Source organism: Alkalihalobacillus sp. CinArs1 (assembly GCF_947387515.1).
GTDB lineage: Bacteria > Bacillota > Bacilli > Bacillales > Guptibacillaceae > Guptibacillus.
Map to the genome: position 1 here is coordinate 491,184 of NZ_CANDOB010000001.1, position 20,829 is coordinate 512,012.

At 41.0% G+C, this 20,829-nt stretch carries 19 protein-coding genes, 1 tRNA gene and 1 riboswitch; of the genes, 1 reads left to right on the forward strand and 19 read right to left on the reverse strand.

The features are described 5' to 3' along the window. Nucleotides 1-160: 160 nt before the first annotated feature. The 17 genes from tig to PFZ69_RS02805 form a co-directional block, all read right to left on the reverse strand. A complete protein-coding gene (tig, locus tag PFZ69_RS02725; RefSeq protein WP_270179489.1) occupies nucleotides 161-1,453 on the reverse strand; it encodes a trigger factor in 1,293 nt (430 codons plus the stop codon). Nucleotides 1,454-1,715: 262 nt separating this feature from the next. Next, the gene (locus tag PFZ69_RS02730; RefSeq protein ID WP_270179490.1) at nucleotides 1,716-2,744 is read right to left on the reverse strand and encodes a tetratricopeptide repeat protein; all 1,029 of its coding nucleotides are present in this window, start codon (nucleotides 2,742-2,744) and stop codon (nucleotides 1,716-1,718) included. Nucleotides 2,745-2,996: 252 nt separating this feature from the next. After that, nucleotides 2,997-3,073, reverse strand: a tRNA-Arg gene (locus PFZ69_RS02735). 157 nt (nucleotides 3,074-3,230) lie between these two features. Beyond that, entirely contained in the window at nucleotides 3,231-3,749 is a 519-nt protein-coding gene (locus tag PFZ69_RS02740) for a metallophosphoesterase (RefSeq protein ID WP_270179491.1), read from the reverse strand. A 16-nt stretch (nucleotides 3,750-3,765) separates the two neighbouring features. Further along, the gene (locus PFZ69_RS02745) at nucleotides 3,766-4,359 is read right to left on the reverse strand and encodes an XTP/dITP diphosphatase (RefSeq protein WP_270180601.1); all 594 of its coding nucleotides are present in this window, start codon (nucleotides 4,357-4,359) and stop codon (nucleotides 3,766-3,768) included. Next, a complete protein-coding gene (gene rph / locus PFZ69_RS02750) occupies nucleotides 4,352-5,110 on the reverse strand; it encodes a ribonuclease PH (RefSeq protein WP_270179492.1) in 759 nt (252 codons plus the stop codon). Before rph ends, PFZ69_RS02745 begins: the two co-directional genes overlap by 8 nt. A gap of 104 nt (nucleotides 5,111-5,214) precedes the next feature. Continuing rightward, nucleotides 5,215-6,288: a GerMN domain-containing protein gene (locus PFZ69_RS02755; RefSeq protein WP_270179493.1), complete on the reverse strand. Its 1,074-nt coding sequence runs from the start codon at nucleotides 6,286-6,288 to the stop codon at nucleotides 5,215-5,217. 110 nt (nucleotides 6,289-6,398) lie between these two features. After that, nucleotides 6,399-7,202 (reverse strand): glutamate racemase, encoded by an 804-nt coding sequence (racE, locus tag PFZ69_RS02760; protein ID WP_270179494.1) that lies wholly within the window; start codon nucleotides 7,200-7,202, stop codon nucleotides 6,399-6,401. A 29-nt stretch (nucleotides 7,203-7,231) separates the two neighbouring features. After that, on the reverse strand, nucleotides 7,232-7,681 hold the full coding sequence (locus tag PFZ69_RS02765; RefSeq protein WP_270179495.1) for a MarR family winged helix-turn-helix transcriptional regulator: 450 nt from the start codon (nucleotides 7,679-7,681) through the stop codon (nucleotides 7,232-7,234). A 125-nt stretch (nucleotides 7,682-7,806) separates the two neighbouring features. Then, nucleotides 7,807-9,534: a phosphoenolpyruvate--protein phosphotransferase gene (ptsP, locus tag PFZ69_RS02770; RefSeq protein WP_270179496.1), complete on the reverse strand. Its 1,728-nt coding sequence runs from the start codon at nucleotides 9,532-9,534 to the stop codon at nucleotides 7,807-7,809. Continuing rightward, a complete protein-coding gene (locus tag PFZ69_RS02775) occupies nucleotides 9,534-9,800 on the reverse strand; it encodes a phosphocarrier protein HPr (RefSeq protein WP_270179497.1) in 267 nt (88 codons plus the stop codon). Before PFZ69_RS02775 ends, ptsP begins: the two co-directional genes overlap by 1 nt. Before the next feature lie 30 nt (nucleotides 9,801-9,830). Next, on the reverse strand, nucleotides 9,831-11,861 hold the full coding sequence (gene ptsG, locus PFZ69_RS02780; protein WP_270179498.1) for a glucose-specific PTS transporter subunit IIBC: 2,031 nt from the start codon (nucleotides 11,859-11,861) through the stop codon (nucleotides 9,831-9,833). A gap of 168 nt (nucleotides 11,862-12,029) precedes the next feature. After that, nucleotides 12,030-12,869 (reverse strand): glucose PTS transporter transcription antiterminator GlcT, encoded by an 840-nt coding sequence (gene glcT / locus PFZ69_RS02785; RefSeq protein WP_270179499.1) that lies wholly within the window; start codon nucleotides 12,867-12,869, stop codon nucleotides 12,030-12,032. Nucleotides 12,870-13,024: 155 nt separating this feature from the next. Continuing rightward, nucleotides 13,025-13,252 carry a helix-turn-helix domain-containing protein gene (locus PFZ69_RS02790; RefSeq protein ID WP_369810531.1) on the reverse strand — a complete coding sequence of 76 codons (228 nt, stop codon included), beginning with the start codon at nucleotides 13,250-13,252 and terminating at the stop codon, nucleotides 13,025-13,027. 228 nt (nucleotides 13,253-13,480) lie between these two features. Further along, entirely contained in the window at nucleotides 13,481-14,239 is a 759-nt protein-coding gene (gene sdhB, locus PFZ69_RS02795; protein ID WP_270179500.1) for a succinate dehydrogenase iron-sulfur subunit, read from the reverse strand. Then, nucleotides 14,239-16,002, reverse strand: coding sequence for a succinate dehydrogenase flavoprotein subunit (gene sdhA / locus PFZ69_RS02800; protein ID WP_270179501.1), 1,764 nt, complete (start codon nucleotides 16,000-16,002; stop codon nucleotides 14,239-14,241). Before sdhA ends, sdhB begins: the two co-directional genes overlap by 1 nt. Before the next feature lie 84 nt (nucleotides 16,003-16,086). Continuing rightward, nucleotides 16,087-16,695, reverse strand: coding sequence for a succinate dehydrogenase cytochrome b558 subunit (locus PFZ69_RS02805; protein WP_270179502.1), 609 nt, complete (start codon nucleotides 16,693-16,695; stop codon nucleotides 16,087-16,089). Nucleotides 16,696-16,975: 280 nt separating this feature from the next. Between PFZ69_RS02805 and PFZ69_RS02810 the strand changes: the two genes are divergently transcribed. Then, nucleotides 16,976-17,422 carry a YslB family protein gene (locus PFZ69_RS02810; RefSeq protein ID WP_270179503.1) on the forward strand — a complete coding sequence of 149 codons (447 nt, stop codon included), beginning with the start codon at nucleotides 16,976-16,978 and terminating at the stop codon, nucleotides 17,420-17,422. A 37-nt stretch (nucleotides 17,423-17,459) separates the two neighbouring features. Here the strand turns inward: PFZ69_RS02810 and PFZ69_RS02815 are convergent, their stop codons facing one another. Further along, the gene (locus PFZ69_RS02815) at nucleotides 17,460-18,695 is read right to left on the reverse strand and encodes an aspartate kinase (protein ID WP_270179504.1); all 1,236 of its coding nucleotides are present in this window, start codon (nucleotides 18,693-18,695) and stop codon (nucleotides 17,460-17,462) included. 141 nt (nucleotides 18,696-18,836) lie between these two features. Further along, a riboswitch (Lysine riboswitch) is annotated at nucleotides 18,837-19,024 on the reverse strand. A 79-nt stretch (nucleotides 19,025-19,103) separates the two neighbouring features. Further along, nucleotides 19,104-20,825 carry an excinuclease ABC subunit UvrC gene (gene uvrC, locus PFZ69_RS02820; protein ID WP_442865121.1) on the reverse strand — a complete coding sequence of 574 codons (1,722 nt, stop codon included), beginning with the start codon at nucleotides 20,823-20,825 and terminating at the stop codon, nucleotides 19,104-19,106. Between the last annotated feature and the right edge of the window lie 4 nt (nucleotides 20,826-20,829).

The following is a 20,829-nucleotide window of genomic DNA, read 5'->3' on the forward strand; positions in this document are numbered from 1 at the left end:
ATAACGCAAAAGGTTATGAAGCAAAACGACTCTTAGGAGACTTAATATGTATTGAGTAATTGTCCTACTACTATGTTTATCTAAAATATATGTTTTCATTACAACATATTTGTGTAATAAACAAGGCGCATAATGCGCCTTGTTTATCTATGATGATCTATTAAGCTTTTTTGCTGTTGTCTACTAATACATCGATTGCTTTACGAACGCGGAGGTCACCTTTAAGTGCAGCGTCGCCGCCTTGCATCGCTAGCATTTGACGAATTTGTTCTTCTTCCATGTTATACATAGCTGCCATCTTAGCAAGCTCTTCGTTAACTTCTTCCTCAGAAACTTCGATGTTTTCTGCATCAGCGATCGCTTCAAGAGTAAGGTTTGTGCGTACACGCTTTTCGCCATCCTCTTGCATTTGCTCACGAAGTGCTTTCTCATCTTGACCAGAGAACTGATAGTACATCTCAAGGTTCATGCCCTGCTGCTGTAGACGTTGTTCAAATTCTTGAAGCATACGATCAACTTCAGAGTCAACCATTGCAGATGGAAGATCGATTTCGCTGTTTTCAGTTGCTTTTTCGATCAACGTATCTTTCTTCTTCATATCAGCATCTTCAGCTTTTTGCTTCTCAAGATTTTCTTTTGTAGTCTTTTTAAGCTCATCAAGAGATGCTACTTCTTCGTTAACATCTTTAGCGAACTCATCATCTAGCTCAGGAAGCTCTTTACGCTTGATGTCGTGAACTTTTACTTTGAAAGTAGCTTCTTGTCCAGCAAGGTTTTCAGCATGGTACTCTTCAGGGAAAGTAACTTTTACTTCCTTCTCAGCTCCAGCTTTTTCACCTACTAGCTGCTCTTCGAAACCAGGGATAAATGTGTTAGATCCTACTTCTAGAGAGTAGTTTTCACCTTTTCCGCCTTCAAATGGTTCTTCGCCAAGGAAGCCTTCGAAATCGATGATTGCTGTATCTCCCTCTTGGATCTCGCCATCTTCAACGACTACTAGCTCAGCATGCTTTTCTTGAAGCCCTTTAAGCTCAGCTTCAACATCTTCATCTGTTACTGTAGTGTCTTCTTCTTCAACTTCAAGTCCTTTGTACTCGCCAAGCTTTACTTCAGGCTTAACTGTAACAGTAGCTTTGAAGATAAGGTTTTTACCTTTTTCAATTTGCTCGATGTCAACTTCTGGGCGATCGACAGGGTCGATTCCAGCTTCTTCTACAGCTTCTGAATAAGCTTTAGGAAGGATGATATCAAGAGCATCTTGATAAAGAGATTCTACGCCAAAGCGCTTTTCAAATAGTGAACGAGGTACCTTTCCTTTACGGAATCCAGGTACATTAACCTGTTTTACAACTTTTTTGAACGCCTCGTCTAGTGCTGTATTTACCTCACCAGCATCAACTTCTACTGTAAGGACGCCTTGATTACCTTCAAGCTTTTCCCAATTTGCAGTCATTTACACATTCCCTCCAACAATAAATATATTTCCACTAATCGAGCGTTTAAAAAAAGATGACGCTTTTTGGAGTATAAAAGCGCCAGAAGGCTTTTTTAAACGATCTCTTTTACTAGTAAATATGGGTTTGCAACCATTTTATTATAACATAGTGCAGGTGCTTTTCAATACATACAGTATGATTCACACTGCCTTTACCATTGTTCAGCTTACCTATTTTTGAATCGATTCGCAAGTGAAAAGGATCTGTTTCCAGCTATTTCTAATCGAATGGTCGATAAAAGGGTTGATTCTCGATTCGCTTGATTCGATCAGCTGGCACCTCAAACTCCGAAGGCTTAACCCCATAAATACTTCCGATTTCTTGACGAGTATAGCTTTCTCCATTTATTTCAGAAGCTACGATATGCACTGCGGCAGCCCAAACAGAACTATTCTTTGGATCAGCTTCGAATGGAGAAATAGCAAAGAGATAGTGCCACCAGATCTGCATGCACATTTCAAACAGCACTGGATTTTCCTGTTCAACATGATCAGATAATTTCTTCTTTACATCTAACGAAAATTCTTGAATAAAAATGTCTGTCAACTCAGACGGATTGACAGAAATCTCTCTTCCAAACTTATGTATGGTCACTTCTTGATCTAGTTTCTTTTCTCTTAACACTTGCAGAACAAGACTTTTTAGAAGTGGGTCTTTCCCTGTTGCGTTTATGTATGCTAAATATGCAGGTATAGCCTTCTCTTCGCTGATATTACTCAGTTTTTGAATCGCTAACCATTGTTTTTCCGTCTTTTCACTTTCGAGATAGCTTATCAACATGTCTGCTTCTTCTTCCGGAACGTCTTCATACTGTTCATCAGAAGTGATGTCGTAGCCAGTCATTTTTCTACTAAAATGTAAAAGCTGATAGAGCGACTCCGCAATGTTCGACGGAAGCTGGTTTTCTTGAAGAACCGCTTCTATCATCGTAACTACTTTTTGATACTTTCCAAGCTGAACCAGTATCGATATGTATACTTGAAAAATGTCGTAATAATCTCCGATCCCCTGTTGCATCATCTTTTCGCAACGTTCAGAGGCTTCTGTCAACTCTCCTAGTTCTACAAGACTGAGTACTAACCCAAAATGGCCCTGTGGGTGGTCAGGATCTATCTCTAATAGTTGACGAAAATGTTCATGTGCCTGATCGATCTTCTTTTCTTTAAGGGCTGCCATTCCTTTTTCGGCAAGCTTGCCTGCCACATTTGGAAAATAAACGATTTTCCTTTCATGTTTTTCTTTGTCCATAGACGTATTCGCTCCACTCTCTTATATTCTCTATTAAAAGAGTTTTCAGCAGGAAAGGCGCAGCTACGATTAGCTTACAGTTTATCAGTATAAAGAAGTAAACTCAAGTTACAGTACTCCCTTGCTTTCTTCCTCCAGTCATTACTAACGTACCCTAACTACGAGTATTAAAAACAGGGAGCTCTCCAAACTACGGTTTCAAATAAAAAAAGCCTTCTATCTAAAAGATAAAAGACTTTGAGAATATGTATATGGCGTCCCAGGAGAGATTCGAACTCCCGACCCACAGCTTAGAAGGCTGTTGCTCTATCCAGCTGAGCTACTGGGACATCGTTTGCCGGCTAGCGACAAATATAAATATACCTAAGTAACATAATAAAGTCAATACCAATTCTTAAGAAAAACTGGATGATTTTACTGTCAGTGATGGGCAAGCATTTTGGCCAATTGCTCAATCATCTGACAGTAAACTCTCACAGTATTGTTCTAGGAACTTAGCTTATACGTCTTTGTAAGTTCATCTACCCGTTCTCCTTGATGATCATAAAAAACAACCTGCACTTCATCATGTACCCATTCTACTATTGCGTATGTTTTTATCGTTGGCTTTCTAGGTAAGCTGATGCTTCCTGGGTTAAGGAATAAAATATTTGAATCAAAATGAACAGTCGCTTCATGAGAATGTCCGAAGCAAACAAGGTCCGCTCCCGTCTCTTCTGCTTTATAAGCTAAATTCATCAAGTTCATCTTAACACCGTACAAGTGACCATGTGTTGCAAAAACTGTTTTTCCGCCCACTGTCTCAGCAACATTCTCAGGGTATCGTGTATCAAAATCACAATTTCCCCTAACTCGTAGCTGAAAAGAGGTCATTCGCGAATCATCGTAGTCAAACTCGGAATCACCGCAATGTACCATACATTCAACCTCTTCTTGATGCCTCCGAACGAGATTCTGGAGCTCTTCAGATGAGCTATGGTTGTCACTTACAACGAGTATCTTCATATTTTATCACCTCATTTTATAGTAGTTCTTGAAATGCTTCTTCCAATCGATCAAGAGCTTCTCCTCTATGTGAAATAGAATCTTTTTCTTCCGGGGAAAGTTCAGCCATTGTCTTTTGATAAGATGGAACGAAAAAGATTGGGTCGTAGCCAAAGCCCTCATAACCTGATCGTTCATGAGCAATTCTACCTTCACACGATCCTGAAAAGATTTCAGTGTTTTTACCAGGGATCGCAACAGCTAACACGCATTGAAACGAAGCTGTTCTCTTGTCATCTGGTACGTCATTTAATTCTGTTAACACTTTATCGATGTTAGCTTCATCATCTTTCTCTGGACCTGCATACCTTGCAGAATAAACACCAGGTTCACCATCTAAGGCGTCGATGACTAATCCAGAATCATCGGCAATCACGATCTGATTCGTCATACGCATGATCGTTTCAGCTTTTAAAACGGCATTTTCGGCAAAAGTAGTACCTGTTTCTTCCACATCCGGTGCTTCTTCCATGTCTAAGAGTGAGATTACTTGTAACTGTTCCGTTTCAAAGCGACGTTTAAACTCTTTAACTTTCCCGCTATTCTTCGTGGCTACAAGAAGCTTACGCATTTTCACTCGTACCTCCTTTGATTTTCTCCGAAAACTCACCGATTACGTCCGCTTGTTTGATGATCAGTTCTTCTATTCCTGACTGTGCGAGCGAAAGCATTTCGTTCATTTGGTTCATGGTAAACGTTGCTTCTTCCCCAGTACCCTGAACTTCCACAAACTCACTTTTCCCTGTCATCACAATGTTCATATCTACCTGGGCTGTCGAATCTTCTTTATAACAGAGGTCAAGGATAGCCTCACCGTCTTTATTGATCCCTACAGATGTAGCAGCCAGAAAATCCGTTATCGGCATCTTCTTGATCTGTTTATTTGCTAGGGCTTTTTCTATAGCAAGTGCCATCGCCACAAATGCTCCAGTGATCGATGCGGTGCGTGTTCCACCGTCTGCCTGGATAACGTCACAATCGATCCAGATCGTCCGTTCACCTAGTGCTTCAAGGTCGATGACAGTACGAAGGGCACGTCCGATGAGGCGCTGGATTTCCATCGTGCGTCCTCCCACTTTACCTTTACTAGACTCTCGAATATTTCGCTGTTCCGTAGCTCTCGGCAGCATCGCGTACTCTGCAGCTACCCAGCCTTTTCCTTGCCCCCTCATAAAAGGTGGAACTCTTTCTTCAATTGAAGCATTACAAATCACTTTCGTATCCCCAACTGAGATTAATACAGAACCTTCAGGGTGTTTAACGTAATCTTTCTCAATATGTATAGTTCTTATTTCATTATGTTCACGTCCATCAACTCTCATAATCTTCCTCCTGTTCATCGGTGCCTGTGGAACCTGTGCCTTTCTTTCATTTACAAAATAAAAAAGGGCAGTATTCCTGCCCTTTCATCCTATCATATTCTATTTTAAAAACCTACTTTGTTAACCTCTACAGGCCTTGTAACCGGTTCAGAGACAACGTTTCCTGAATCGTCTATGACCTCTTCATGTCCATCGACTGTAATGGCAACTTCTTTGACATCAGCATTTTCAGTAAGAGAAAGAACGAGGCTGTTTAGAAGCTCCTGCTCCAATACCTTCTCCTCAGCTCCTGTTAAGATCGCTTCATTAAAATCAAGAGTGAGCAAGCCATCCTTATTTACTGAATCAAGTAGTTTTAAGTCTTTTGAGAACTGACTAAATAATCCTGAGTGTACAGGAGGCCCCTCTAAGAGACCTGTAATCACACCATTCACATCGTTCTTAACGCCTTCCATCCGCTTTGTTACTGGTACATAGTACGTATAGTCATCATTTTGAGCCATAAAGTATACCGTAACCGCAGTACTATTTGATACATCGACTACGTTGCCCATTTCATGATTAATTCCATCTGATCTGCTTACGTTTTCACCGATCGGCGTTCCATTCACAGGCATTTCTGTTTGGTCAAATCCGTTTATTTGAATCTTAACATTTTTGACGCCTTCAAATTGAGTAAGCGTCCACGTAACAGCTTCTAATATTTGCTTTTCATATGCAGCAGAATAGTCCTTGAATTCTTCTGAAAAGTCCACTACGAGCGTATCATCGACCTGATTGATTCCATTCACAACCGTTCCTGCTGGCAGAACTGCTTGAAACCCGTTTGGCAGCATTTCTGTAATCGGTCCATCGATCACTAAGTATTCCAGCGCCTGTTTTGCAGCTCCTTCAACCGCAGGAAGTTGAACCGTTTGCGGAACGACCATCCCATTCGAATCTAACAAGTATAGTTCACGAGTAGACATATTTGCAGATGCTTCAGAATCTCCCTCTGTAGATTCAGACGTATCTGGAGCTTCTGCATTACTGTCATCTACTTGTTCACCTTCTTCAGCGTAGTCAACCTTTGGTGGATCAATTTCTTTCAACGTTTTGTCAAACCCAAATCCGCAACCAGATATTATTATCATACATAAAAGCAACAGACCCGTGATTATAGCCCCACGTAAACGCATAGCTATCCCTCCTCAGATGGTTTGTACTATCATTTATACGAGCTACAATCCAATTTAGACCACGGGAATGAAAACTTATGAACAAGCAAAACAAAAACCTCCATTCATCTTTAAGAATGGAGGTCAATTTGTTTTACGGTTTCAACTGGATATTCGAGCCAATGATTGGCTATCTTAGTAAAATTCCCTATTGAATCTGTTGTTAAAAATGTATGAGATGGTTTTTCATCCCCTGTATACAACAATGAGCTGTACTCTAGAATTCCGCTTATTTCATAAGCCGTTTCATCACCAGAACAAATGATTGAGATCTCATCACCCATAACGGATTGGATGACTTTTTCGAGTAATGGGTAATGGGTGCACCCTAAAATAATTGAGTCGATCCCTTTATCCTTAAGCGGCTTTAATGTTGTACTGACGATTTCATATGTTTCATCGCTATCAAGGTTCCCTGATTCTACAAGCGGCACAAACGGTGGACAAGCAAGGCTCTCTACCTTTATATCATTATTGATCGACTTTAATGCATCTTCATATGCACCGCTCGCAATCGTACCCGCTGTACCGATGACCCCTATGTGCGAATTTGTAGTTACTTTAATAGCACTACGAGCTCCGGGGTTTATCACACCACGTACTGGAATCGCAAGCTGCTCCTGTAACTCTTTAAGAACGACCGCTGTCGCCGTGTTGCATGCAATAATCAGCATTTTTATTTGATACTTTTCAAGTAAATAGTTCGTCATTTCCCATGTGTACTGCCTTACTTCTTCTGATGGTCTTGGTCCATAAGGACATCTTGCTGTATCGCCTAAATACACGATTTCCTCTTTTGGCAGCTGCCTCATTACTTCTTTCGCAACGGTCAAACCGCCAACACCAGAATCAATAATACCTATCGGTTTGTTCAATGTATTTCGCCTCTCAAATCTGCACTACGTTATTTTTTCTCCATCTCGCTATAGAGCAAGGCAAGACTCTCTTCAAGAGCTTTCATTTGATCATCAGAAAATTTCATCGTTTTTTCTTCTAAATATGCTTGCCTTTTCTGGATAACTCTTCTAATGATGTCTTGGCCTTTTTCTAATATATGAATTCGCACGACTCTTCTATCATGTGGGTCCTTCACTCGTTTTACAAGATCAGTTTTCTCCATTCGGTCAACGAGATCAGTCGTTGTACTACATGCTAAGTACATTTTATTTGATAGTTCTCCAATTGTTAGATCTCCATTATCTGAAAGCCACTGCAACGCAAGGAATTGTGGTGGAGTTAGTGAGAATTCGCCTAATAATTCACGTCCATGCTGCTTAATAATTCCTGCTACCATACGGAGTGACTTTTCTATATCAACGATTGATGCTGGTGTTTTCGTTAGTTCTTCAGGCATCGTGATCCCCCTATCTATTTCATACATCTATTTTGATTGTAACCCTCCACAAATGCAAGAGGAGAGCATTACCGTTTATTTATGCAATTAGGCAATCGATTCAAAAAAAGAAGAGCTATAGGGATCTATAGCTCTTCAGTAGCGAAATGTTCTTGCACATAGTCAACAACTTCCTGATTTGTTGCAAGAGAAAGTATATGATCGATATGAGAAGAAATTTCTTCTTTTGATAACTTAGTCATCTGACTTCTAGCAGGTAGGATAGAGGTAGCACTCATGCTAAATTCATCTAGTCCAAGTCCGAGTAGAATTGGAATAGCGATTTGGTCGCCTGCCATCTCACCGCACATACCAGCCCACTTACCTTCTTTATGAGCTGCGTCGATTACCATTTTAACTAAACGTAGAATAGCTGGGTTGTATGGCTGATAAAGGTAAGAAACCTTTTCGTTCATACGGTCAGCAGCCATCGTGTATTGAATGAGGTCATTCGTTCCAACACTAAAGAAGTCTACTTCCTTAGCAAATACATCTGCCATCGCAGCAGTTGCAGGAATTTCAACCATCATACCGATTTCAATGCTATCTGAAACGTCAACGCCTTCTCCAGTAAGCTCCTCTTTCACGTCTAGCAGCATTGTTTTCGCTTGACGGAATTCATCTACTGAAGCGATCATTGGGAACATTACCTTCAGATTTCCGTATACACTTGCACGAAGCAGCGCACGAAGCTGCGTACGGAAGATCTCAGTTTCTTCAAGGCAAAGACGAATTGCACGGAAACCTAGGAAAGGATTCATTTCCTTTGGTAGATTAAGATATGGAAGCTCTTTGTCTCCTCCGATATCAAGAGTACGGATTACGACTGGCTTACCGTCCATTTTTTCGAGCACTTCTTTATAAGCTTTAAACTGTTCTTCTTCTGTTGGAAGCTCGTTTCTACCCATGTAAAGAAACTCTGTACGGTAAAGCCCAACACCTTCACCACCGTTTTCAAGAACGCCTTTTACATCTTCAGGAGTCCCGATGTTCGCCGCAAGCTCAACATGCTTCCCATCTTTGGTAGTTGTAGCGTCATTTACAAGCTTCGCCCATTCTTGTTTCTTAGTTTCGTATTCTTCTTGTTTCTTTGTATATGAGGCAACCTCTTCATCTGTTGCTCCGATGATTACTTTGCCATCGATGCCATCGATAATAACAGTCTTGCCTTCGATTTCTTCAGAAGTAACTGTTTTTGTACCAACGACAGCTGGAATCTCCATCGAACGTGCCATAATCGCTGAGTGAGACGTTCTACCACCGATATCAGTAGCAAAACCTTTCACGTACTGCTTGTTCAGCTGTGCAGTATCTGAAGGAGTTAAATCTTCAGCAAGCACGATGACTTCTTCAGTAATACTTGCTGGAGTTGTAAATGTAACACCAAGCAAGTGAGCGAGTACACGCTTAGAAACGTCGCGAATATCCGCAGCACGTTCTTTCATATATTCATTATCCATGTTCTCAAACATCGAAATAAACATATTCGATACTTCATTCATAGCACTTTCAGCGTTAACTTTTTCATTTGTTACTTTGTCTTTAACAGCATTCAACAACTCAGGATCAGATAAAACGAGAAGATGAGCAGCAAAGATTGCTGCCTTATCTTCTCCAAGTTGTTCATTGGCATGGTTTTTAATTGCTTCAAGCTCTTCTTTCGCAATGCTAACAGCACCGTTAAAGCGATCGAGCTCAGCATCTACATCATTGATTGATTTCTCTTCAATTTCCAGTGCAGGATTTTCAAGTACGAATGCTTTAGCAATCGCAATCCCTGCTGATGCGCCAATACCAGTTAATTGTTTAGACATTAGTTGCCCAGACCTTCAGAGTCCATAACTTCAGTCAATCCAGAAATCGCTTCGTCAGCATCTGATCCTTCTGCTTTGATTGTGATTTCTGAGTTTTGCTGGATTCCAAGGCTCATTACGCCCATGATGGACTTAAGGTTTACTGATTTCCCGTTATACTCAAGAGTTACATCTGAGCTATATTGACCAGCTTTGTTAACTAGAGCTGTTGCTGGACGAGCATGGATTCCTGATTCACTTGTTACTGTAAAATTTTTCTCTGCCATAATAAATCCCTCTTTCAAATTAATAGTATGTTATTTAGAAATTGTGATGATCTCTTTATCTTCACGAGAAACGGTTCCTTCTTTTGCAAGGTCGATTTTTTCTCCCTCTTCAAGGTTCGTGAAGACAATCGGTGTAATCGTTGATGTCGCATGTTCTTTAATATAACCAAGATCTACTTTCATAAGCTTTTGACCTTGCTTAATCTCATCACCTTCGCTAACGAATACCTCGAATCCTTCTCCTTTTAGATTAACAGTATCTATTCCTACGTGGATTAAAATTTCACGACCGTTAGTCGATTCGATTCCAATCGCATGTTTCGTTGGGAATACATTGATAATCTTACCATCAACAGGAGCAACAATTAATCCATCAGTCGGTTCGATTGCGAATCCATCACCCATCATTTTACCAGAGAATACCTGGTCAGGAACCTCAGTGATCGGCAAGATTTTACCCTCGATCGGAGCAATTAGATGATCTTCACCAGTTTTTTCTGTCTGAGGTTTTTCTTCTTTTTGTTCTTCCTTAATAGGTTTCGGAGTCTTTCCACTAATAATATCTTGAATCTGCCCTTTCAGTCCATCAGACTGTGTGCCAAAGATAGCTTGGATGTTGTTTCCTACTTCCATGACACCAGAAGCTCCAAGACGTTTCAGGCGATTTTTATCAACTTCACCCTTATCCGCAACCGATACACGAAGACGAGTGATGCATGCATCAAGATTTGTAATATTGCTTTCTCCGCCAAGAGCAGTTAGCACGTTATAAGCAAGTGCTGTATCCTCTTGACCGTCATCAGCAACTTCATCTTCCTCATCTTCTTCGCGACCAGGCGTCATAAGGTTAAACTTACGAATCGCAAATCTGAAACCAAAGTAATAAATAACCGCAAAGACTAGGCCTACAGGAATTACAAGCCACCATGCCGTTCTACCTTGTATTACACCAAATAGAAGGTAATCGATAACACCTCCTGAGAAGGTCATACCAATTTTAACATTTAGCAACTCCATTGTCATAAAAGAAAGTCCTGCAAAAATCGCATGAATTCCAAATAGTACTGGTGCTACGAATAAGAATGAAAACTCGATAGGTTCAGTAATACCTGTAAGGAATGATGTTAGTGCTGCTGATCCCATGATCCCAGCTACAACCGCTTTCTTTTCTGGACGTGCTTCATGGTAAATTGCAAGTGCAGCAGCCGGTAGACCAAACATCATGAACGGGAACTTACCAGTCATAAATGTACCTGCAGTTAGTTCTGCTCCGTCCTTAAGTTGTTCGAAGAAAATCTTTTGGTCACCGCGAATAATTTCACCAGCATCGTTTATATATTGACCAAACTCAAACCAGAATGGTGAATAGAAGATATGGTGCAATCCGAATGGAATGAGTGAACGCTCGATAACACCGAAAACAAATGCAGCAAGAGCAGGGTTAGCATCAAGCATGTTATGTGAAAACGCATTTAACCCTGATTGAATCGGTGGCCAAACAAACAGCATGATGATTCCTAGAATTAAGGATGATACAGCCGTAGCAATCGGAACGAATCGTTTGCCGGCAAAGAAACCAAGGTATTGCGGAAGTTGAATATTATAATACCTTTTATACATAAATGAGGCAAGAATACCGACGATGATACCACCAAACACACCGGTTTGTAGAGTAGGTATCCCAAGAACATTCGCATAGGATGCGCTATCTGCAACCTGATCCGGAGAAACTCCCTCTAGAACTCCCATCGTAATATTCATGACCAAGAAACCAACGATCGCAGCTAGTCCTGCAACCCCGTCTCCATCTGATAATCCAATCGCTACCCCTACAGCAAACAGGAGTGCAAGGTTCGCAAAAACAATTCCTCCAGCTTCTTCCATTACTGTAGCAAGGAGCTGGAACCACTCTGCTGAAAGGAATGGCAGCTTTTCAAGCAACGTAGGGTTTTGGAATGCGTTACCAAAACCAAGTAACAAACCAGCAGCAGGTAAAATTGCAACCGGTAACATAAGTGCTTTACCAACTCGCTGTAAAACACCAAACGCTTGTTTAAACATTTTTTATCCTCCTTTTTTTAATCCCCAAATAAATCATATATGAAACAAAAAAGGCATGAGTAGAAGGTATAACAAGCCAATCAGGATATACTATACCCCAATCAGTTGTAGTCATACCGGTTCCACTCATGCCTGATCGTATCAGTAACACGTGTACCGTTTATTCATTTATTTCGGAGAAAGCCTTTGCAAGTGCATCGTTAAGTATACAGCTTCTGCGTCAGGAAAAGATGTGTTCAATTCCCGTTGCATGATTTTAATCAACTTCCATGCAATATTGTAACACAGCGGATATTCTTCCTTCAACACTTTTTCTAGTCTTTCATGTGCTTCAACAGGAAGATCTTGTTCACTGCGATCGATCGCATGCCTAAGATGTCGAACTAGCCGCAAATAATCGATTCCAGTTCTACTGATTTGTAGTGAAAGGGAATCTTCTATTACGGAAACGAGCAAGTTGATAAGTGCTGAGTATTTATTCAAAGTAGAAAGGCTTCTATTTGTGATCGCGCTATGGATGTGCAGGGCAACGAACCCTACCTCACCTTCAGGTAGATCAATGTTAAGTTTACTCTTTAATAGCTGAATCACTTTTTCTGCAACTGAGTATTCTTTCGGATACATCGTTTGTGTTTCAACTAAGAAAGGGTTCTTCACATCTAATCCTTGACGAAGTCTTTTAATCGCAAAAGATAGGTGATCGGTTAACGCAACATGTATGTGCTCATCTAAGTCTGCACCTAGGTTCTCTTCAATAAGTGAAATCGCATCATTCATAACACCAATGAAGGCTTCTGGCACATCAGATAAAAGGAGCTTGTACTGCTCCTGTTCATTTTTGTTAGCAAGCACAAAAAACTTGTCTACTTTCGTATCATCAAGTTTTTCGCCATGCTTCTGATTGAAGCCAATTCCTTTACCAGTGAGCACAACCTCTTCATTTTGCTCTGTTATCGCAATGACAACATTATTATTCAAAACCTTTTTTATTTCAAATGGACCCCTCATGTTCAAGTTCCCCTCATTAAACCGGTTTCATTTATAACTATGAACGTATTAATAATAGTAAATAACTGAAGGAACGTCAATGAGAAAACCTTCCACGAGGGCTTTATTTTCACGATCTGTCAATAAAAAGACCGGCTCATTACAAGCCGGAATTTCTATATCTCTAATTCTCCCAGACGGAGTAATTCGACTACTGCCTGGGAACGCCCCTTAACCCCAAGCTTTTGCATCGTGTTGGAAATATGGTTCCGAACTGTTTTCTCACTTATAAACAATTCTTCTGCAATTTCCCTCGTTGTTTTGTCTTGAACAAGCAGTTCAAATACTTCTCTTTCTCGTTTAGTTAAAAGCGGCTTCGGTCGGTAGTGGTTCCCTTTCAACATTCCACCCTCCTCGATAGGGCAACAAAGCAACTTCATCAAAATTAATATAGTCCATACACTATATGTTTTTTTGACAGACGTGTTACATAATTTAGAACACTTTCTTGATGTGAAGTACAGAAATTCTACCGACAGACTTCTTCATTCTTAGTCATTTCCTGAGAAATATTTCGTTTCAGAACGACTGAAATAAAAAGGATCCCATTCTTGGGATCCTTTTACACATATTTATCGGTCACTACCGAAGAAGTTTTTGAAAGTTTGAAGAGAAGTGGCTCTATTCATTGCAGCAATTGAGGTTGTTAATGGAATGCCTTTAGGACAAGATTGCACACAGTTCTGTGAGTTTCCACAGTTCGCTAATCCGCCTTCATCCATTAATCCTTCAAGACGCTCTTCTTTGTTCATTTCACCAGTTGGATGGGAATTGAACAAGCGCACTTGAGAAACCGCAGCTGGTCCAATAAATTCTGAGCGGCTGTTCACGTTCGGACATGCTTCTAGACAAACGCCGCAAGTCATACACTTGGAAAGTTCATATGCCCACTGCCTTTTGTTCTCAGGCATACGTGGCCCAGGACCAAGATCATGAGTACCATCGATTGGAATCCAAGCCTTCACTTTCTTAAGCGCATCGAACATTCTACTACGATCAACAGCTAAGTCTCTGATGACTGGGAATGTCGTCATAGGCTCTAGGCGAATCGGCTGTTCTAAACGATCCACAAGAGCAGTACATGATTGACGAGGTTTTCCGTTGATGACCATTGAGCATGCTCCACAAACTTCTTCAAGACAGCCCATTTCCCAAACAACTGGAGTAGTGTTCTCGCCCTTTGCATTAACAGGGTTTCGTCTAATCTCCATTAACGCTGAGATAACGTTCATGTTTTGACGGTAAGGAATCGTAAACGTTTCCTCATATGGTGCGGACTCAGGTCCATCTTGTCTTTTTATTTTGAGAGTAATCGTACGTTCTTCACTCATTATTTAGCCCCCGCTTTCTTCTTCGAATAATCGCGTTTACGAGGTGTAATTAATGATGTATCAACTTCTTCATAATAAAATTCTGGTTTGTTATTAGCTGCATCGTATTTCGCCATCGTAGTCTTCAGCCACTCTTCATCATTACGATCTGGGAATTCTGGTTTATAATGCGCTCCACGGCTCTCATTACGGTTATATGCACCTTGAGTAATGACACGTGCAAGCTGAAGCATGTTTGAAAGCTGACGAGTGAAAGAAGCTCCCTGGTTACTCCACTTGGATGTATCATTAATATTGATGTTCTCGTAACGCTCCATCAATTCTTGGATCTTGTTATCTGTCTCTAACAGCTTCTCATTATCTCTAACTACCGTTACGTTTGCAGTCATCCATTCACCAAGTTCTTTATGAATCTGGTAAGCATTCTCAGTTCCATCCATCTTCAAGATCGCATCTTGCTTCGACTGTTCTTCTTGTTGATGACTTTCAAATAGAGAAGAAGGCATATCTTCAACTGTGTTTTCAAGACCATTGATATATTCAACTGCATTCGGTCCAGCTACCATTCCTCCGTAAATAGAAGAAAGCAACGAGTTAGCACCAAGACGGTTTCCGCCATGCTGTGAATAATCACATTCACCTGCAGCAAACAGACCTGGAATATTCGTTTGTTGATTGAAGTCTACCCATAGCCCACCCATTGAATAGTGAACTGCAGGGAAAATTTTCATAGGGACTTTTCTAGGGTCATCCCCCATGAACTTTTCATAGATCTCGATAATTCCACCGAGTTTGATATCAAGCTCTTTGGAGTCTTTATGTGAGAGATCTAGATATACCATGTTCTCCCCATTGATTCCTAGTTTCTGACGTACACATACGTCAAAGATCTCCCTCGTTGCAATGTCTCGAGGTACCAGGTTTCCGTATGCAGGATACTTCTCTTCAAGGAAGTACCATGGTTTACCATCTTTGTATGTCCATACTCGTCCACCCTCACCACGAGCAGACTCACTCATAAGACGGAGTTTATCGTCCCCTGGGATCGCTGTTGGATGGATTTGAATAAATTCACCATTCGAGTAGATCGCACCCTGCTGATAAAGAGCTCCAGCAGCAGAACCAGTATTGATGACAGAGTTTGTACTCTTACCAAAAATGATTCCCGGACCACCAGTAGCCATGATGACTGCATCAGCTTTAAAACTTCTAATTTCGGAAGTTGTTAGGTTTTCACCAACCATTCCGCGACACACTCCGCTGTCATCGATAATAGCGGATAAGAATTCCCAGCCTTCGTATTTATTAACAAGGCCGGCTACTTCATGGCGACGCACCTGCTCATCAAGCGCATAAAGCAGTTGTTGACCTGTCGTTGCACCCGCAAAAGCAGTACGGTGATGCTGTGTACCACCAAAGCGACGAAAGTCAAGCAGTCCTTCAGGCGTTCTGTTGAACATAACACCCATGCGGTCCATCAAGTGGATGATTCCAGGCGCTGCATCACACATCGCCTTAACAGGAGGTTGATTCGCTAGGAAATCTCCTCCGTAGACAGTATCGTCGAAATGTTCCCAAGGAGAGTCTCCCTCTCCTTTTGTATTAACAGCTCCGTTAATTCCCCCCTGTGCACAAACAGAGTGAGAACGCTTAACCGGAACGATCGAAATGAGATCGACACTAACTCCAGCTTCAGCGGCTTTAATAGTAGCCATTAAACCGGCTAATCCGCCTCCGACTACAATAATTTTACCATTACTCATAAGAACGGTTCCCCCTTAATTGCTAGCTCTTACTGAAGGATATGTACCCTTTCAGTATGGTGGTGAAGACAGTTCGTTTGTTGCTTAAACAAATGCGAAAAGCGCGCGTATACCAACGACTGAAAGAGCAAGAAAAATAGCCATTGTTACATATGTCATTGCACGCTGAGATTTCGGTGTTACTGTAAAGCCCCAGCTTACGAAGAAGGACCATAGACCATTCGCAAAGTGGAATACTGTACCAATTACTCCAACGATGTAGAAGATCATCATCCAAGGATTAGCTAGTATGTCCACCATCATCTGATAGTTAACTTCTGCACCCATCGCAGCCTGAATTCTAGTTTGCCATACATGCCAGGTTACGAAAATTAAAACAATTATCCCTGAGATCCGCTGCATATAAAACATCCAATTTCGTAGATAGCCATATCTACTTACGTTATTCTTGGATTGAAATGCGATATAAACACCATAAATCGCATGGAATAATAGCGGTAAGAAAATAACAAAGATTTCAAGGAGATACCTGAATGGTAAAGATTCCATGAAATGAGCAGCTTCGTTAAATGCCTCTGGACCTCTCGTTGCGAAGTGGTTTACTGTTAGATGCTGCGTAACATAGAGTCCCAGCGGAATTACTCCTAGAAGCGAATGCAATTTTCGGCTGACAAAGTCTCGACTTGCGGCCATGTTTTGTGTGTCCCCCTTTTAAGTTGTTAAGCTACCATCTGCCACTGCATATTCTACTATAAAAGCCTTTGCATGCACAGAAATCATCGCTTTCTGTCGATTTATATGTGACATATTCATTGTACTCCCATCATTTAGGAGCGTCAAGAAAACGCGTACATTTTGAGTTTTCTAAATTCCTAGATGAAATTTGCTAGGATATTATTCCTCTCTTTTCCTGTATGTATGGAGGAATCGCTTCCAAACCGTTATAATGATATGAGACGAATTGGAGGAGTTTATGTTTAAAAAGCGCACGAATACCATCGATTATAGTCATGAAGTAACCACAACAGCTTTTGGATATGAGCTTTTTAGAGAAGTTCTTCTTCCTGAGCTATTAGGGACTGAACAAGCGAACATTCTTTATTGGACTGGTAAAGATATCGCGAGAAAATTCCCTCTATCTACGAGAGAAGAAATCGAGCAATTTTTTAAAGATGCAGGATGGGGTGCTCTAACCATCGCACAAGAAAAAAAGAATGAGGTCTCTTACTTACTTCAGTCACCATTAATAGAAGAAAGAAAAAAAACTAGTCGAAATGATTGTTATCAGTTAGAAGCTGGTTTTCTTGCTGAACAATTTCAATACATGCTGCAGTGCATAACGGAAGCTTATGAAACGAGCAAGAAAAACGAAATCCAAATCACAATCAAATGGGATCCAAAAGATAAAATCGAATCATGATTGTAAAAAGGGAGGCCAAGGCGGCCTCCTTATTTTTTTATAACTGCTTAACTGGTGTTCTTTCATCCAACTGGAATTGATCGTGTAATGTCTCGATCGCATAGATCATTTTATCCTCAGGTACGATTGTAGATACCTTAATTTCAGATGTGCTTACCATTTTGATCTCAACATCATGTTCAGCAAGAACTTCAAACATCTGTGCAGCTACACCGGGATTTGAGATCATACCTGATCCAACGATGGATACTTTCGAAAGTCCAGACTCATAGAAAATGTTTTCATATGGTAGTTTGACTTCAAGGCGACGCAGAACATCTAGCGTTAAATCAAGTGAAGCTGTTTCGATCGAGAACGATATACTCGTCGTATTCTTCTCGCTCGTACTCTGAATGATGATATCTACATTAATTCCATTCGATGCAAGGGATGAAAACAACGATGGAAGTGTTGTGATCTCATTCGGAAGACCAGATATCGTTATTTTTGTCACATTGCTTTCGAACGCAAGCCCTCTCACTACCAAATTCTGTTCCATGGATGCGACCTCCTCAATTATGGTTCCTACTTCGTTTGTAAAACTTGAGCGTACCTCGAGTGGAATATTATAATTCTTCGCGAACTCCACCGCTCTAGGATGAAGAACCCCCGCACCAAGGTTTGCCAATTCGAGCATTTCATCATAAGAAATCGTTGACAGTTTACGCGCGCCTTTTACGTATCTAGGATCAGTTGTATAGACCCCATCTACATCTGTGTATATTTCACATCGCTCTGCTTTCAGTGCAGCCCCGATCGCAACAGCAGTAGTATCAGATCCTCCTCTACCCAATGTCGCGATGTCATCTGTGTCAGAAAGACCCTGGAAGCCAGCAACGATGACGATCTTTCCTTCTGCAAGATGCTGATTCATCCTTTTGGCATCAATATCCAAAATCCTCGCGTTTCCATGGACAGATTCTGTTTTAAGTCCTGCTTGCCACCCTGTAAGTGAGACGGCTTCGTAACCCTTCTCATGAAGCGCCATTGCAAGAAGAGCGGTTGTTACTTGCTCTCCGGTTGTAAGCAGCATGTCTAGTTCTCTTTTGGAGGGATTATTTGTGATGCTTTTTGATAAACCCACTAGTTCATCTGTGGTTTTCCCCATAGCAGAAACAACTGCTACAACTTCATCCCCTGCATCAACTGCTTCAGCAAGCCTCGATGCGACGTTCTTTACTTTTTCGACATCTCCAACAGATGTTCCACCAAATTTCATTACTCGAAGTCCCACTCTCTCCATCCTTTCCACTCTATAACTGTATTTTTCACTCACAACTAGTTTCTTGAATAAGTAATTTAGGCTCTCTATATACAAAAAAACAACAATGAGAAAAACCTCACTGTTGTTTTCATAATTCAAGAAAACGTCCCTGTGTGAGATAGTCCTCCATTCAACCCCCGGGAAGGAATTGAATGACAGCTCTGCACTTCTTCAATGCAGGTCCAGCTTAAGGTGTATAAGCACCTGTTCGCTTCGGCAAATTCCCCTTTCCACCCACGTCAACAAGTCTTATCACTCTCATTGGGTATACTGATGGTTTTTGCGCCTCTACCATCACTTCAATTTATCGAAGTGTGGAACTATTAAATTTTCACTATTATAACGAACTATGAGTTACGCCGCAATACAATTTCGTAATTAATTTTCTTTTTGTTTGAAACGAGCCATCAATTCTTCAGCAACATTCTTCGGTAAACCAGCCTCTTGTAGACCATCTACGCCAGCTTCCTTCATTTTCTTGATCGATCCAAAATAATTTAAGAGTTTCTTTTTACGCTTCTGTCCGATACCTGGGACTTCATCCAAACTAGATTTCAGCATGGATTTTCCACGGAGCTGACGATGGAACGATATCGCAAAACGGTGGACTTCATCTTGAATTCGCTGAAGTAAATAGAACTCCTGACTATTTCTAGGAAGGTACACATCCTCTGGAGGGTCTCCGATCAATAAGTGGGATGTTCGGTGCTTCTCATCTTTCGTTAACGAACAAACCGGAATATCTAGACCAAGCTCATTTTCTAGAACGTCTTTTGATGCTTGAATCTGAGCGATGCCGCCATCGATAATAATTAAATCTGGGAGTGGTCCATCTTCTTTAAGTAACCTTGTGTATCTTCTCCTAACGACCTCTTTCATCGAGCCAACATCGTTTGGACCCTCTACTGTTTTTATCTTGTATTTTCGATATTCATTCTTCTTCGGTTTACCATCTAAAAACACAACCATCGCTGAAACCGGGTTTGTTCCTTGAATATTCGAATTATCGAATGCCTCTATTCGAAGAGGTGCTTCTATTCCTAATTGTTCACCAAGGTTCTCAACCGCATTGATCGTTCTTTTCTCATCTCGCTCAATGAGAGAAAACTTTTCATTGAGTGCGATGTTAGCATTCTTTATCGTCAATTCAACTAGCTCTTTCTTCTTTCCTCTTTTCGGCTGTTGTACTGGGATGTGAAGAAGATCTTCTGCTAATTGAGCATCGATTGTATTAGGTAAAAGGATCTCCTTAGGCTTAGGGTGGTTCTTCTGTAGATAAAACTGACCAAGGTATGTTAAAAAGTCCTCCTCAGGCTCATTATAGAACGGGAAGAGCGAGACATCTCGTTCTATGAGTTTCCCCTGACGGACAAAGAAGACCTGAACACACATCCAGCCTTTATCAAAACTATATCCAAAGATATCACGATCGAGGCCATCGTTTGTTTGAATCGTTTGAGCTTCCATCACTTTTTCAATATGGTACATGAGATCACGGTATTCCTTCGCACGCTCAAAGTCCAGATTTTCAGAAGCGCTCACCATCTTACGTTCTAAATCCTGTTTAACCTCCTGGTGACCACCATTTAAAAACTTCGTGATCCCGTCGATCATTTCTTTGTTCTGCTCTTTCGTAACTTCTTTTACACAAGGCGCAAGACACTGGCCGATGTGGTAATACAAACAGACTCGATCTGGCATCTTTCGGCACTTTCTGAGCGGATAGATACGATCGAGCAATTTCTTTGTAGCACTCGCAGCATAAGCATTCGGATATGGACCAAAGTACTTACCTTTGTCTTTTTTTATTTTTCTTGTTGTGATGAGTCGAGGTTGTTCTTCAGCCGTAATCTTGATATATGGATAGCTCTTATCATCTTTCAGCATCACATTATATTTTGGATCATGTTTCTTTATTAAATTTAGTTCAAGGATAAGTGCTTCTAAATCAGTTGAAGTAACGATATATTCGAAGTCGCGGATCTCTCCAACTAGCCTCTGCGTCTTACCATCATGTGCTCCTGAAAAATAGGAACGCACTCGGTTCTTAAGTACCTTTGCCTTTCCAACATAAATAATCGTCCCTTGACGATCTTTCATCAAA

Bases quoted from the DNA above. Each gene is read 5' to 3' on its own strand.
- tig (WP_270179489.1), bottom strand. From the start codon at position 1,453: ATGACTGCAAATTGGGAAAAGCTTGAAGGTAATCAAGGCGTCCTTACA.
- PFZ69_RS02730 (WP_270179490.1), bottom strand. From the start codon at position 2,744: ATGGACAAAGAAAAACATGAAAGGAAAATCGTTTATTTTCCAAATGTG.
- PFZ69_RS02740 (WP_270179491.1), bottom strand. From the start codon at position 3,749: ATGAAGATACTCGTTGTAAGTGACAACCATAGCTCATCTGAAGAGCTC.
- PFZ69_RS02745 (WP_270180601.1), bottom strand. From the start codon at position 4,359: ATGCGTAAGCTTCTTGTAGCCACGAAGAATAGCGGGAAAGTTAAAGAG.
- rph (WP_270179492.1), bottom strand. From the start codon at position 5,110: ATGAGAGTTGATGGACGTGAACATAATGAAATAAGAACTATACATATT.
- PFZ69_RS02755 (WP_270179493.1), bottom strand. From the start codon at position 6,288: ATGCGTTTACGTGGGGCTATAATCACGGGTCTGTTGCTTTTATGTATG.
- PFZ69_RS02765 (WP_270179495.1), bottom strand. From the start codon at position 7,681: ATGCCTGAAGAACTAACGAAAACACCAGCATCAATCGTTGATATAGAA.
- ptsP (WP_270179496.1), bottom strand. From the start codon at position 9,534: ATGTCTAAACAATTAACTGGTATTGGCGCATCAGCAGGGATTGCGATT.
- PFZ69_RS02775 (WP_270179497.1), bottom strand. From the start codon at position 9,800: ATGGCAGAGAAAAATTTTACAGTAACAAGTGAATCAGGAATCCATGCT.
- ptsG (WP_270179498.1), bottom strand. From the start codon at position 11,861: ATGTTTAAACAAGCGTTTGGTGTTTTACAGCGAGTTGGTAAAGCACTT.
- glcT (WP_270179499.1), bottom strand. From the start codon at position 12,869: ATGAGGGGTCCATTTGAAATAAAAAAGGTTTTGAATAATAATGTTGTC.
- PFZ69_RS02790 (WP_369810531.1), bottom strand. From the start codon at position 13,252: ATGTTGAAAGGGAACCACTACCGACCGAAGCCGCTTTTAACTAAACGA.
- sdhB (WP_270179500.1), bottom strand. From the start codon at position 14,239: ATGAGTGAAGAACGTACGATTACTCTCAAAATAAAAAGACAAGATGGA.
- sdhA (WP_270179501.1), bottom strand. From the start codon at position 16,002: ATGAGTAATGGTAAAATTATTGTAGTCGGAGGCGGATTAGCCGGTTTA.
- PFZ69_RS02805 (WP_270179502.1), bottom strand. From the start codon at position 16,695: ATGGCCGCAAGTCGAGACTTTGTCAGCCGAAAATTGCATTCGCTTCTA.
- PFZ69_RS02810 (WP_270179503.1), top strand. From the start codon at position 16,976: ATGTTTAAAAAGCGCACGAATACCATCGATTATAGTCATGAAGTAACC.
- uvrC (WP_442865121.1), bottom strand. From the start codon at position 20,825: ATGAAAGATCGTCAAGGGACGATTATTTATGTTGGAAAGGCAAAGGTA.